At 68.3% G+C, this 13,786-nt stretch carries 9 protein-coding genes; 4 read left to right on the top strand and 5 right to left on the bottom strand.

The features are described from left to right. Positions 1-174: 174 nt before the first annotated feature. Entirely contained in the window at positions 175-2,169 is a 1,995-nt protein-coding gene (locus AABA78_RS35930; RefSeq protein WP_338269999.1) for a hypothetical protein, read from the top strand. Between the two features lie 88 nt (positions 2,170-2,257). Here AABA78_RS35930 and AABA78_RS35925 read toward each other — a convergent pair whose 3' ends face one another. Genes AABA78_RS35925 through AABA78_RS35915 form a run of 3 tightly spaced genes read right to left on the bottom strand, consistent with a single transcriptional unit; the run spans position 2,258 to position 6,569 of the window. Continuing rightward, on the bottom strand, positions 2,258-3,838 hold the full coding sequence (locus AABA78_RS35925) for a DUF1501 domain-containing protein (protein ID WP_338269998.1): 1,581 nt from the start codon (positions 3,836-3,838) through the stop codon (positions 2,258-2,260). 11 nt (positions 3,839-3,849) lie between these two features. After that, positions 3,850-4,887: a hypothetical protein gene (locus AABA78_RS35920; protein WP_338269996.1), complete on the bottom strand. Its 1,038-nt coding sequence runs from the start codon at positions 4,885-4,887 to the stop codon at positions 3,850-3,852. Then, positions 4,887-6,569 (bottom strand): hypothetical protein, encoded by a 1,683-nt coding sequence (locus AABA78_RS35915; RefSeq protein ID WP_338269995.1) that lies wholly within the window; start codon positions 6,567-6,569, stop codon positions 4,887-4,889. The genes AABA78_RS35920 and AABA78_RS35915 overlap by 1 nt, the downstream gene beginning before the upstream one ends. Positions 6,570-7,045: 476 nt before the next feature. On the opposite strand from AABA78_RS35915, the gene AABA78_RS35910 reads away from it, so the two are divergent. The 3 genes from AABA78_RS35910 to AABA78_RS35900 all read left to right on the top strand — a co-directional run bounded on the left by AABA78_RS35910 (position 7,046) and on the right by AABA78_RS35900 (position 11,735). Further along, positions 7,046-7,828: a hypothetical protein gene (locus AABA78_RS35910; protein WP_338269993.1), complete on the top strand. Its 783-nt coding sequence runs from the start codon at positions 7,046-7,048 to the stop codon at positions 7,826-7,828. 172 nt (positions 7,829-8,000) lie between these two features. Beyond that, a complete protein-coding gene (locus AABA78_RS35905) occupies positions 8,001-10,268 on the top strand; it encodes a zinc-dependent metalloprotease (RefSeq protein ID WP_338269992.1) in 2,268 nt (755 codons plus the stop codon). 147 nt (positions 10,269-10,415) lie between these two features. Continuing rightward, positions 10,416-11,735, top strand: a complete 1,320-nt coding sequence (locus tag AABA78_RS35900) for an amidohydrolase (protein ID WP_338269991.1) — start codon at positions 10,416-10,418, stop codon at positions 11,733-11,735. A 24-nt stretch (positions 11,736-11,759) separates the two neighbouring features. Here AABA78_RS35900 and AABA78_RS35895 read toward each other — a convergent pair whose 3' ends face one another. After that, positions 11,760-12,236: a GFA family protein gene (locus AABA78_RS35895; RefSeq protein WP_440588522.1), complete on the bottom strand. Its 477-nt coding sequence runs from the start codon at positions 12,234-12,236 to the stop codon at positions 11,760-11,762. A 211-nt stretch (positions 12,237-12,447) separates the two neighbouring features. Further along, on the bottom strand, positions 12,448-13,680 hold the full coding sequence (locus AABA78_RS35890) for an MFS transporter (RefSeq protein WP_338269988.1): 1,233 nt from the start codon (positions 13,678-13,680) through the stop codon (positions 12,448-12,450). Positions 13,681-13,786 lie beyond the last annotated feature (106 nt).

The raw sequence follows: 13,786 nt of genomic DNA, 5'->3' as shown, positions 1-13,786 counted from the left end.
GGCGTGGATGGACACGCATGGGACGCTGCGTGAAGGTAGCTCTGTTCCAGCTCTTCGCGGTGCCGGGCTCGCCGGCTTCCACAAGGGCTTCCTCCCCTTCGTTCCCGGAGGCCTGCTCAAGGCCATCATCGCCGGGCTGCTCACGTCCCTCGCCTGGCGGCTCCGAGGTTTGTCATGAACGTCCTGATGATCAACCACCACCTGTTCCAGGAGGGTGACACCTACGGGCTCATCTATGCCTTGCAGTTGAGCAAGGCCTTGCGCGTCGAGAGCCCCGACTATTCGAAGGTCTATGGGTTGCTCTACTTCAACGGCGAGGAGTTCCAGAGCGATACCGACTACCGGGAGAAGATCCTCCGGAGGTTGGGCTACTTCAGCTCCTTCAACCTGCTCGACGACCGGCTGAAGGTGGTGGCCTGCTTCTACTCGGACAGCACGCCGACGCTCCAAATCGAAACCAGGCCCTTCGCGTTCAGCGTGCGTCTACAGGTGCCCTGCGTCCACGTCACCGCCAACAAGGCCCTCTTCAAGAGCAACCCCCGGCTCATCGCGCTGGCGCTGACAGGCGCGGAGAACGATCCCTCCAAGGCGGTCAAGACCCTGACCCGGACACTGCTGGAGCACGAGGGCCTCCAGCCGGAAACGTCGAATTCGAGGCTGACGGCGGGCCCCTTCTCCCAGCGGCTCAATGAGGAGCTCCTGCGCCTGGTGCAGGGCGATGAGGAGAACAGGGCGGAGCGGATCGACGGCGTCAGCTATGCCTACATCAGCAAGTCGACGGACTACATCGTCGACTGCATCCGCAAGAAGAGCTTCCTGGCGGTGGCCAGCACCCTGAGACAACTGGTGGAGCACTCCACCCAGGAATACGAAGAGGCCAACAAGGCCTTCCTGGATGAGTTCATGGAAGGGCTGGTGGGGAAGTACGTCACCGACAAGCGGCAGGAACCGCGCTACGCGTGGCAGAAGTTCACCTCCGCTGAAGACAAGACCGGGTTCCTGATCATCCTCTTCTGGATCCGGGGGGCCAAGCAGGACGAGAAGGCGGCCATCTTCATGGAAGGCGAAGGTTCCGTCGGCAAGCCCCAGCACCACACGAACCTGACCCTCTATAAATACATCCGCAACCTCACCCAGATCCTGGGACAGGAGCTGGACAGGCCCTTCCTGTTCGTTCCCATCGGCGACGAACTGAAGGAGCTCACCCGTGAGGGTGAAACGTTCGGGTACACGAAGGGTGGGAAGGCGCACAACCTCATCAACTTCTTCAAGCGCGAGCCCTTCGCCGGAAGACCCATGGGCGCGCAGATGAACTTCCTGCTTCAGCTCTCCAAGGAGTTCCAGGTCATCCAGGTGGGCATGAGAAGTGGCTCGATGGAGCGCTTGATGTACCTGGGGGTGCCCACGATCTATTTCGACAGGGCGGGAGCCGTGCAGGGGTTGGCGCCCCCGGTGGGAGCCGAGCGCATCAAACAGTTGTGCGGCTTCAAGTCAGGGGGGCCCACCAAGCTGATGGAGTACTTCGACACCTGCGCGCAGAACCTCGGCAAGGATGCGGAGGCCATCGAGGCGTCCGGTTCGAGTGGCTTTCCGCTGTTCTTCCAGGTCGAGAACAAGGACACGGGCTTCTTGCGGTACTCCGACATCGGACCCACCTGGGTCGCCCCCGAGGGCGGGTGGACCCGGGATAAGCACACCGGGAAGTGGGAACAGGCGTCCTGGGTGCGGGTCCCGGGAACGCGGCTGGACAACACGATTCGCGGGCTGCTCGGGGTGCTGAACAAGGGGTTGAAGACAGACATCACCTTGCACGAATTCAACGTGTTCAAGGCGAAGCTGACCCAGAAGAACTACCTGCGGCAGAACCTGGAGGCGTCCAAGAAGTTCCTGATGCTGGGCGGCTTGAACGAGGCCGAGGAGGCGAAGTTCTCCGCCATGCTCTGGTTCATGAGCGTCGTCTACCCTCGATACAGCGCTCTGTTCGGGGAGGCCCGTACCACCCGCGCGACCCTCACGCTCGTGGATGGCATGAGCCGCCAGGCGAAGACGTTCAGTGATTTCAAGAAGGCGCAGGAAGAAGAACGCAACCGAAAGTCGCTGGCCCGGGCGGCCAAGAAGGGCAGCGGAGGACCTCCGCTGTCCTCCAACTCCAATGACGAGAACAAGTAGCACGGGCCGTCTTGAGGCGGCGTAGGCCTCAACACCCCGCGGCCTGGGTCGCGCTCGCGCCGTTCGCCATCCCCTCGCCCGGTCGGGACTACGCCTTGCGGAGCCCCATGACCTCGCCGTAGCCGCCGGGGATGAAGAACTCGTGCGTTTCCATGCCCAGGATGCGCAGCGCGGTCGTCACCGCGTCCGCGGAGCGGGGCACGCGCTTCGAGGCCTGGCCGTTCTCCTCGATGATGTCCACCGGGACGCCGAGCCCGCGCGGGGTGTACGAGCCCACTTGCCGGTTCCCCGCCACGTTCCCGCCCGCGAAGCAGATGGACGTGTAGGGGTGGTGGTCGTCCGGCAGGTAATAGGTGCCGTCGCTGCTCCGCGAGGCCCAGCTCCGGCCGAACTCGCTCATCACCAGCACGAGCGTGTCGTCGAGCAGCGTCTTGCCGGGCTTGCCGGGCGCGGGCGCGGCCTTGAGCTCGCCGAGGAAGCGCGCGACGTTGTCCATCATCCCGCGGCCGTGCGCGCAGCTGTAGCCATGGCCCAGGCCGTTGTGCGTGTCGAAGTCCTGCTGCAGCGAGACGTGCACCGAGGTGCAGAGGTCCGCCTTGAGCAGGCGCAGCGCCAGGTCCATGCGCGGGTCGAGCCCCGTGAGGTGGAAGTTCGCGAGGCCGAAGCTGTACGTGAACGACTGGTTGGACAGGTAGCTCGACAGGTACGCGGGGCGGTTCGAGGTCATCATCTCGATGCCCTTGGTCTTCTCCAGCACGGACACGACGTCCGTCGCGAGCACGCGCGACACCGACGACAGCGAGCCGTGCAGCCCCTCCAGGTAGTTGTCCACCTTCGCCGTCGAGCGGCGCAGGAGCTGCTGGGCGCGCGTCAGCGAGAAGCGCTCGATGGCCGTCGTCTTCAGGGTGCCCCCGGTGGGCTGCCCGCGCGCATCCAGCTCGGGCGCCTCGGTGCGCGCGTCGAGCCCCGTCCACCACGGGTTGTCCGAGGGCTTCGCCGAGAGCATCGGCTTGAGCGCCTCGATGGACGGCACGCGCAGGGGCGAGGCGTGGGAGGGCAGCCCCATGCCCACCGGCATGCCGCGCTCTCCGGTGACGACGACGAAGGGCAGCGGCCGGCTCTCGCGGTACTTCTCGTACAGGTGGTTCGCGATGACCGAGTGCACGGCGGGCGCCCGGTAGTCCGCGCCGGCGACACCGCACATCGAGGAGATGAACGCGCTCGAGTGGTCGTTGGTGCCCTGGTCGATGCCGTGCAGCACGCTGAGCTGATCCGCCAGCGCGAAGTGCGTGTAGCCGTACATGAGCGGGCTGTAGCTGCCACGCGCGGCCGGGTCGGCGGGGTTCCACGACTGCCACGTCCGCAGCGGCTTGTAGGAGCCGTTCGGAGGCGCGAGGTTCACCAGCTGGCTCGCCTGGAAGAAGACGGGCTCGCCGCTGTGGTTGGAGGGCGTGGGGACGCAGAGCGGGATGTCCGCGTCCTCCATCGGGGTGAAGTAGTACGCCGGCCGGTAGCCGCCGGGGATGTAGAGCACCACGAGGCGCGAGGGGACGTCGACGTCCGCGGCGTGCGCGGTGCTCGAACCGAGGAGCCCCGCGCGCTCGAGGAGCGCGAGCTGTCCCGCGCCGAGGGCCCACTTGAGCAGGGTGCGACGAGAGGTGTTCGGCATGGTGTCCTCGCTCAGTAGGTGATCCACATCGGGTGACGGATGAGCGCCGCGCAGACGCCAATCCAGGCGAGGCGCGTGTTCTGCGCCTCCAGCGGCAGGTAGACCTGCTCGTACAGCGCCTGGGCCTCCGCGTCCGAGGGCGGCTGGCCGAGCATGCGCAGGTAGAGCGAGCGCAGGTTCTTCTGCACCGCGTCCGGGTTGCTCTTGGAGGTGTCGGCGAGCGTCACGTAGCGCAGCACCGCCGGGTTGCTCTTCTTGTCCACGGCGCGCGCGCACCACGCCTGGGACATCTGCACCAGCGTCTGCGCGGCGGACGGACCGAAGCCCACGTCCCGCTTGCGGTAGAGGAGCGAATTGCCGCCGCCGAGCGCCTCGAAGCGCTCGACGCTGCGCGAGTCGGAGACGTACTCGCCCGAGATGCCGGGGGCCCAGTCCCCGGGCCAGATGAAGAACTTGCCGCCGTTCGCCACGTACGGCTTGTTGCGCCAGTTGGGGTCGGTGGTGCTGACGAAGTCCTCGAGGGTGAGCCCGAGCTGATCCATCAGGCTGATGATCATCTCCTCGGCGGTGAGCCGGCGGACGCTGAACTCCTCCGCCACGGGGGCCTCCAGTTGCGCGGGCGTGGCCGGCAGGTTCCGAATCCAGTCCTCCACCTGCGCGACGGTCAGCGTGACGCGGCCGCTGCTGACAAGCTCGTTATAGGGCTGCCCGGGCGGCATCTGGGGATAGCTGCCGGGGGCCACGCCGTTCAGCAGCTGGATGAGCATGCTGTTCCCGGGGTCGCCGCGCTTCACGTACTTCTCGTTGTAGACGAGCCCGCTCTCGAAGGCGGTGAGCGAGGCGAAGAAGGGCTTGTTGCCGGTGAGGTGACAGCCCTGGCACGCGGGCGCGAGCGCGAGACGGATCTCGTCGTTCTTGCTCACGGCCTCGCAGTTCTCGCCGCCCGGGTCCTCCGGCGAGTCACCGGGAGCGTCCCAGATCTTCCCGACGCAGCTCACGGCGAGGAGCGCGACCGCGGCGCCCATCAGGGTCGAACGCAACGTGTTCATCACAGGCCCCTCCGCAGCTCGGGCTGTTCGAAGAGGTAGCGGATGAAGGGTCTCAGCTTCCGGTCGCTCGCGACGAACTCCCGCGCGAGCTTGTCGATGAAGCCCTTCTCCGTGGCCGGGTTCAGGTCGCGGCCGATGAACATCGAATACATCTTGCGCGCGACGCAGCGGTCGAACTCGCCGGAGCGCACGACGAGCTTCCCGAAGCCGAGCGGGCCCATGGTGCCGTCGCCGTGCTCGCCGAGCAGCGTGTACGTGTCGGGCATCGTGTCGAGCAGCACCGCCTCGGGGTTGGCCTTCACCTGCTCGGGGGTGACGGGCGTGAGAAGGGTGTTGGGGACGAACGCGTTCTTCCAGCGGTAGCCCGGCGAAGTGCCGGTGTGCGGGTACTGCCCGGACAGCCACTCCTTGGTGATGCGGTAGCGGCCCACGCCCGGCATGAAGGGCCACGGGACGTAGAAGCTCTGGGCCGGGTTGAAGTCCCAGCGCTTGAAGGAGATCGCCGCGGGGTCGAGCGTCCGGTGGCAGTGCAGGCACGTGCCGCCGGTGCCGGGGTCCACCTCCAGCGGCGGGAAGTGCACGTCCGCGGGCGGTGGCGAGAAGCTCTGGCAGGCGAACATCTCGAGGAAGCGCGCGGCCCGGACGCGCTCGCGAGGGAATGACGACAGCGAGCCGATCATGGTGAGCACGCCCGCGGTGGGGAGGCCCTGGGGCGCGTCGGTCGTGGTGCGCGGGTCGAAGCGGTAGGTGCGGTCGATGCTGCCGGAGCGCGCCCGGTCCGGGGTGAGCGCGAGGTGGAAGGGCTCCAGGTCCTCGACCACGAACTCGCGCCACGCCTGCGGATCATTCGGCATGGGGTGCAGCGGGTCGCGCGGCGCGTTGTCCGCGTCGGGACGCCACCACGTGGTGTTCGTGTCCAGCGCGCTGGTGCCCATCTGCCGGCCGAAGCGCACGTACAGCGCGCGCAGCCAGTTGGTGCCGACCGAGTAGTTCCCGAGGATGAGGTCCGAGAGCGGCCGGTCGTGCCACGCGAGGTGCGCGAAGAGGCGCGCGGGCTCCTCGTAGGGGTGCCGGCGCTGCATGCCGAAGTCGTGGTTGCTGTTGCCCTGGAGGCCGTAGAGCGGGCTGCACCACACCAGGTTCGGGCCGCAGCCGCACGCGGGGGGCAGCATGGGGTCATAGTAGCCGCCGTTCGCGAGGCCGCAGTCGACCGGCTGGCCCTTGCTGTCGGTGACCTGGGTGACGTCGGAGCCGGCCTTGCCGAGCACGGTGACGGTGGTGCCCGGCGCCCACCAGGGCTCCACCTGGTGCACCTCCGGCACGGCGGGGTTGCCGTCGGCGTCCTGGTCCTGGCACTGCCTGGCCGGGTCCTTCGAATCGCCGAACTCGTGCACGGCGTAGTACGCGCCCGCGTGCGCGGTGTTGGCGTCGCACTTGAAGAGGTGGCCGGACATGTCGCCCTGGTAGGCGTCACCCGCCGCGCCGGTGGTGTATGCGCCCACCGCGAGCCACTCGTGGCCGAAGTTCACCATCCGCTCGTAGAACTTCGGCGAGCCGAGCGCGGCCTCGAGCGTGGAGCGCAGGATGGATTCCCGCGCCTCGGGCGTGGTCGCGGCCGCCATCGCCTCGTACTGCTCGACGGTGGGCGTCGTCCCCGTGAGACCGAGGACGAGGCGGCGCAAGACCCGCGTGCCGCTCATCTGGTCATTGAGAGGGACGGCGGGGGGCGGTGCTTCGGGGCCACATTGTTGTGCGTGCGCGTCGACTCCGGCGAGCCCGGACGCCGCGAAGAGCACAGCCAGCAGGGCCGCGCGCTTCAGGTGCAAGTGCCAGTGCATATGCACGAACAATACACCGGGCGCATGACTCCATGAGACAGGAAGCGCGATCCGGGCTCAGAACGTATCCAGCAGTGACACGGTGGCCACATGGACCTGGGTCCAGGAGCGCAGGCGGTGGAAGTGTGATGGCCCTCGCCATCGAAGATGCTCCACGCGCTCGCGAGCGCGCCGCTGCCGAAGCACGCTTCGATTTCCCGTCTGGCTCGCTCCGACGCGAGGACCAGGTTGGCGTGCAGGTTGCGTATTGGAGGTGGCCTGGCCGCGCGGATTCACCGTGTTAGGTTCCGGCGCATCTGAAACCCACCCTGGAGGGGAGCATGCGGTCCTTGCGTTTCGTGTTGCTGCTGGCTGTCTTTGCAATGACGGCGTGTGGGGATGAGCCGAAGACCGGGGCCACGGTCACCGACGTGGCCGTGTCGGGTGAGTCCCTGGTGGCATCGGAGGGCACCCTCGTGCTGACGGCATCCGTGAGCGGGACCGGCACCTATTCTTCGGAGGTGCGCTGGAGCATCCTGTCCGGAGAGGGGGCGCTCTCCGCGACCACGGGCGAGTCCGTCGTCTACACGGCCCCGTTCGCCCGTCAGGAGATGGAGGTGACCGTCCAGGCGGCGTCCGTGGCGGACACGTCGAAGTCCACGGTCTTCACCCTGACCGTGAAGCGGGCTCCGGCCGCGGCGCTGCTCGCGGGCACCTACGTGGGAGAGGACGCCTACGAGACCACGTCAGGGGACATCACCACCCCGGGCACGTCCACGCTCACCCTCACGGTCGAGGCGGTCAGCGACACGCAGATCCGCATCCATGGCATCCCCCAGTTCACGGAGTGGGTCGTCGTGGACGTCCTGGCGGATGACTCGCTGCGCTTCCAGCCCATCACGGGGCCCAGCACGGAGCACAACAAGTACTGCAGGCGCTACTACTTCATCGGGGACGAAATCACGGGCGAGACGGGAACGGGGAGCTGGGACGCCGGGCAGCACCTGACCCTGGACTGGACCACGGTGATGTACCAGGGCTGCTATCCCATCGGGGGTCAGCCCGGTCCCTACCGGGAGTTCTACACGCCCACCCATAACGTCTTCACGGGCACGAAGCAGTAGGCCGTTCAAACGCCGTGGCATCCCGAGGGTCTCGGCGCCTCGGGGTTGAAAGTCATTGCGTGGCGGAGGGCATCTTTCGAAGCCTGAATTCCTTCCGACATGCCGCTCCCGAAATTCAGTTCCTCCAGTGCGACTGGCGGTGCGTTGCCGCCCCAACCCCTGGAGTGAATCGATGCCTGGACGGACGTGGTCTTCGCGGCGCCGCTGGTGGGGCGCCGCGTCGCTGGTGGTGATGTTGACGAGCGGCGGCTGTGACACCGCCGGGCCCGTGACTGAAACGGAAGCCCCCGAGGCGTCGCTGGCCGTGAGCCTGGAGGACGCCTTCGTGGCGGTGCCCCGGGCCACGAGCACGGAGCAGCGGCAGCAGGTGGAGCAGCGCCTGTCCGGCGTCGTGGAGGACGCGGGCACCCACTTCTACCTGGCCATCAAGCGCAGCGAGCTGAACCAGAAGTGGTTCCTGTCCGCGTTCCTCAAGCAGCTGCATCCGGGAGGGGTGATCTTCGGCGCTGGCCGGTCCCTGGGCACTCGGGTGGTCTCCTTCCAGGAACAGAACGGCCGGCTCTTCGTCGTAGATGTGGACGACCGCAAGAGGCTCAGCGACGTGTTCGACCCAGAGGTGCTGGTGGAGGCCTACCCCGTCGTCACCGACTACGGCCCGTTCAACCGCCTGCGCAACGCCGACCAGTACATCCTCATCGATCCGTCGGCGGGGCTCAATCGCTTCGGCGTGATGGGGGACGCGTTGTCCGTCTCCACGCGCTTCCAGACGGAGCTGAGCTTCGCGCAGCGCTTCCATCCCATCACCGACGGCATCGCCTTCGAGCAGGTCTTCACGGGCTACTCGGAGGCATCCGAGCCGTTCGCCGTGGATTACCTGGAGCCCAATGGCTACCGCGCCTCCGGCACGCTCGGCCTCGCCCTGCGCCGCTACAAGGAGGGGCCCGGCTACACGCCCACGGCCATGCCCGAGCAGACGCTCTACTTCGCGGGAGCGTCCAGCTTCATCACCAACGCCGGTGGCTGGACGGACACCCCGGCGATGAAGTGGAACATCCACCCCGGGATGAAGCCCATCCCCTGGTTCATCACCCCCTCCGTGCTCGCGATCCAGGCCGACCCGCGCTTCCAGGCCTATGACCTGGTGGGCGCCCTCAAGCGCGGCGTGGAGGGTTGGAACCAGGCGTTCGGCTTCAAGGTCCTGGAGGTCACGGTGGGCGGCGCGGGGCTCGACTTCGCGGATGACGACAAGAACGTCCTCATCTTCGACCCGGACGAGGGCGTGCCCTACGCCTTCGCGAACTTCCGCATCAACCCCAACACCAGCGAGCTGCGCGGCGCCAGCGTCTACCTGCCGGCCTTGTGGCTGGTGCTCGGGGACGAGGGCTTCGAGAGCGACCCCGGAGCGTTCGCCGCCGCACGGGCACGGACCCTCCCGCCCGTGAGCATGTCCTGGTCCGGGATGAAGGCGGAGGCGCTGTGCGACCTGAACGTCCTCGAGCGCTTCGGAGACCCGGAGGCCGGCCTCGCGTCGTCGTTGACGACGGTCACTCCGCAGACGAAGAAGCAGAAGGTGGAGGCCTACCTCACGCACGTGGTGTTGCATGAGATTGGCCACACGCTGGGCCTGCGCCACAACTTCGCCGGCTCGCTCGTGTACGACGGCACGCCCACGGGCCTGCGCAGCAGCTCCGTGATGGACTACGTCGTGGACGAGGACTCCGTCCTGGACAGTGCGCCAGGCCCCTACGACGTGCAGGCGGTGCGATACCTCTACGGGCTGGACTCCCAGCTGCCCACCTGGGAGTTCTGCACGGATCAGGACCGGTTCACCAACCCGCGCTGTGCCCAGTATGACCGCACGAACGACCCGTTCAGCTTCACGCTGGCGGACTTCAACGTCTACGCGCAGAGCTTCCTCACCACGGCCACGGTCACCAACCGGCTCAACCTTACCCTCAGCAACCGCACCAACCAGGTCCTGGGCTTCGTGAGGGCCGGGACGGAGCAGGTGCGGGCGTACCAGGACATCCTGGCGCAGGTGCGGCCGCCGCTCGTCGTGCCTCCGGGCGCGCCCGCGGTCTACGCCTCCCGCGCGGATGAGCTCGCCCGCCGCGTCCTCTCGCGCCTCTACCTGGACCCGGTGTCGTCGCGCGGCAGCACCTTCACCGCGAACGCGCCCACCACGCCGCAGTTCACGGCGCCGGTGATGGCGGATGTGCGCGGCATCCTCTTCAACGTGGACGGCGTGCGCGGCTACGCGGCCCGCCGCGCCATGGTGGACATCCTGAAGCAATTCCAGACGCTGCCCGCGTACTCGACGCTTCGCGAGGCCCGCGACACGCTCACCGCGCAGCTTCCCTCGCTCACGGGGGAGGAACGGTTGCAGTCCGAGGACCTGCTGGCGCGCATCACCACCGCGCTCTCGCCCTACTACCGCTGACGCGAAGGCCTGGTGGCCGGTCGGGCCCGTGCCGTCCTCGGCGGGCCCGGCCTCACGGGCGGGGGCTCTGGACCGAGGGAGGGAAGCCCCCGGGTGCCTCGGTCCGTGCTGTAGTGCGGGGATCCCTGACGGACAGGAGGCTCCCTGGTGAAAACGCTTCCCCTGCTTCCCCTGCTCTTCGCGTGCCTGGCGTTGCCCGGCGGCCCCGTGTTCGCGGCCGCGCCCTCCCCCACTGCCATTGACGGCCTGGACGCGCTGTACCCCGAGCTGGACGCGCTCTACCGCGACCTGCACCAGACACCCGAGCTGTCACTCCAGGAGGAGAAGACGGCGGCGAAGCTGGCCGAGCGCCTTCGCAAGCTCGGCTTCGAGGTGACCCCGAAGGTTGGCGGGCACGGCGTGGTGGCCCTGCTGCGCAACGGCAAGGGGCCCACGGTGATGCTTCGCACGGACCTGGACGCGCTGCCGGTGGAGGAGAAGACGGGGCTGGCCTACGCCAGCACGACGAAGGCGAAGGATGCGGCCGGAGCGGATGTCCCGGTGATGCACGCGTGCGGGCACGACGTGCACATGACGTCCTGGCTGGGCACGGCCACGCTGCTGGCGCGGACGAAGGACCGGTGGCGTGGCACGCTGATGCTGGTGGGGCAGCCGGCCGAGGAGATTGGCGCGGGAGCCCGGCAGATGCTGGCGGACGGCCTCTTCAAGCGCTTCCCCAAGCCGGACTTCGCCGTGGCCCTGCACACCGTCGCCACCGCCGCGGCGGGGACGGTGCGGTTCACTCCCGGCTATGCGCTGGCGAGCGTGGACTCGGTGGACGTCACCCTCTACGGCAAGGGCGGGCACGGCGCGTACCCGCACACCACCGTGGACCCGGTGGTGATGGCGGCGCGCACCATCCTCTCGCTGCAGACGCTCATCAGCCGGGAGAAGAGCCCGCTGGAGCCGGGGGTGATCACCGTGGGCGCCATCCACGGAGGCACCAAGCACAACATCATCCCGGACGAGGTGCGCCTGCAGCTCACGGTGCGCACATACAAGCCGGAGGTCCGCAAGGCGCTGCTGGCCGGCATCGAGCGCATCGCCAAGGCGGAGGCGATGGCCTCCGGAGCGCCCCGCCCTCCCGACGTCAAGGTCACCGAGGGCACGCCCGCAACCTTCAATGACCCCGCGCTCACGAAGCGGCTGGTGGACGCGGTGGGCAAGGTGCTGGGCGAGAAGAACCTCAGCGAGACACCGCCCGTCATGGGCGGCGAGGACTTCTCCGAGTACGGCCGCACGGGCGTGCCCGCCGTGATGATGTGGCTGGGCATCACCGAGCCCAAGCGCTTCGCCGACGCCAAGGGCACGGAGGAGGCGCTGCCCTCCCCGCACTCGCCCCTCTACGCACCGGACCGCGAGCGCACGCTGCGCACCGGCGTCACCGTGCTGACCACCGCCGCGATGGAGCTGCTGGGCAGGCCCTGAGGCGCCTCCGCCCGGCAGGCGAAGCTAGCGGGGTCGCGCGCCCTTCGCGGCGAACTCCTGGACGAGCCCCTCGTACGCGGACCACTCCGGCAGCGTCGCGTAGGAGTGCACCGCGGGCGTCGTCGCCCAGGGCAGCTTCTCGTCCGTGAAGGTCTCGATGAACGGCACGAACCAGCTCCGGTCGTCGAGCATGGTCGGCCGCAGGTTCACGAAGCTGTCCAGGCCCTCGGGCCGCGTGAACATCCACGTCATGCAGTAGTCGCAGAACATGTGCTTCGACGCCCCATGCAGCCCGCCCACCACCGGCTCTCCGGAGAGGATCTGGAAGCCGGGCGTGGGCACCGCCAGGGTCAGGCTGAACGCGCTGGAGCTCATGCGCTGACAGCCGGTGCAGTGACATGCCATGGTGACGAGCGGCGGCAGGGTGACACGCAGGCGGACCTTCCCGCACCGACACCCTCCGTCCCACGGCAGCTTCCATTCAGAGGCAGGATTTTCCATCCCGCGAGCGTGGACTGGGAACCGGGCGCTCGCAAGCAGAACCCAGGACGCCGCGGACATTGATCAGCGTCAATAAAACCGGCTCCCACCCTCACAAGCTCGCGGTGAGCGTGCGGTACGCAAATGCCCACCGACTTCCTCTGCGAACGTTTCGCGGAGCCCCCTGCCAGACAGGCGCCGCACCTTGGATGCACTCAGGGTTGATTGGCTTTCAGGTGACGCTCTTCAGCGGCGCCATGCGGACCTCGTCAGCGCCAGCGCAGGCACCCCTCGACGCGCGGATGGCCAGGAGGGCGGCTCCCCCGAGCAGCGCGGCGCTCACCCCGAACGTGCTCCGGTAGCCGCTCCGGTCGAACAGCAGCCCTCCGACCGAGGCACCCACCGTGATGGCGAGCTGGATGGCCGCGACCATGAGGCCGCCGCCAGCCTCCGCGTCGCGCGGCAGCGTGCGGCTGAGCCACGTCCACCATGCGACCGGCGCCGCCGTGCCGATGAGGCCCCACCCCACCAGGAGGACGGCCGTTGCCGCGAGGGATTGACCGAAGACGACGAGCGCGACCGCGATGACGGCCATCGCCACCGGCGCGGCGATGAGCACCGCCGACAGCCGCCGGGCCACGAGGAACCCGATGAGATACGTGCCCAGGAGCCCCGCGGTGCCCATCCCCAACAGGACCAGCGAGAGGGTGGACACCCCGACCCGCGTGACCGTCTCCAGGAAGGGACGCAGGTACGTGAAGAGGGCGAACTGGCCCATGAAGAAGAGCGCGACCGCCAGGATGCCCCACAGCGCCTGGGGGCGGCGAAGGAGGGCGAACGTGCTCGGAGGCGGAGCGGTGCGCTCCGTGGGCATCGGCGGCAAGGTGAGGAACTGCCACACGAGGGTGAGCGCCGCGAGCGGGACGACCGCGAAGAACGCACCCCGCCACCCGATGTACTGCCCCAGGAAGCTGCCGAGCGGCGCCGCGATGGTGGTGGCCAGCGCGTTACCGCCGTTCAGCAGGCCCAGCGCGCGCGGCACTTCGCCCTCGGGGACCAGCCGCATCACGGTGGCCGCCGACAACGACCAGAAGCCGCCGATGACGACGCCGATGAGCGCACGGCCCACCATGAGCACGGTGAAGCTCGGCGCCAGGGCGGTCACGAAGCCCGAAGCCAGCATCACGGCGGTGAGCCCCAGGAGCAGCTTCCGGCGGTCCATGGACCTGGCCGCGGACGCGATGAACAGGCTCGTCAGCACGGCGAAGAGGCCGGACACGGAGATTGCCTGGCCGGCGCGCCCTTCGCTCAGGTGGAGGTCCGACGCGATGGGCGTCAGCAGGCTCACCGGCATGAACTCGGACGCGACGAGCGTCGAGACGCACAGGGTGAGCGCGAACACGGCGCCCCAGGACGTGGAGCGCGAGGCCGGCGACACGGGCGCGCCGGCGAGTGGGATGGACATGGGTCACTCTCAGGGTGTTGGGCGCGCGTGAAGGCCTCGACGTCCGCGGGGCCAGTGCCCTGCGCGTCGCGCTCACTGGAGCAGCAGGGCCTGGTGAAAGGACTAC

Origin of the sequence: Corallococcus caeni, assembly GCF_036245865.1 — a bacterium.
Lineage (GTDB): Bacteria > Myxococcota > Myxococcia > Myxococcales > Myxococcaceae > Corallococcus > Corallococcus caeni.
Note: the sequence above shows the minus strand (reverse complement) of the source record. Positions and strands in the feature narration are given on the sequence as shown.

Excerpts from the sequence above, each read along its gene's own strand:
- AABA78_RS35930 (WP_338269999.1), top strand. The coding sequence starts at position 175 with ATGAACGTCCTGATGATCAACCACCACCTGTTCCAGGAGGGTGACACC.
- AABA78_RS35890 (WP_338269988.1), bottom strand. The coding sequence starts at position 13,680 with ATGTCCATCCCACTCGCCGGCGCGCCCGTGTCGCCGGCCTCGCGCTCC.
- AABA78_RS35925 (WP_338269998.1), bottom strand. The coding sequence starts at position 3,838 with ATGCCGAACACCTCTCGTCGCACCCTGCTCAAGTGGGCCCTCGGCGCG.
- AABA78_RS35905 (WP_338269992.1), top strand. The coding sequence starts at position 8,001 with ATGCCTGGACGGACGTGGTCTTCGCGGCGCCGCTGGTGGGGCGCCGCG.
- AABA78_RS35920 (WP_338269996.1), bottom strand. The coding sequence starts at position 4,887 with ATGAACACGTTGCGTTCGACCCTGATGGGCGCCGCGGTCGCGCTCCTC.
- AABA78_RS35895 (WP_440588522.1), bottom strand. The coding sequence starts at position 12,236 with ATGGAAAATCCTGCCTCTGAATGGAAGCTGCCGTGGGACGGAGGGTGT.
- AABA78_RS35910 (WP_338269993.1), top strand. The coding sequence starts at position 7,046 with ATGCGGTCCTTGCGTTTCGTGTTGCTGCTGGCTGTCTTTGCAATGACG.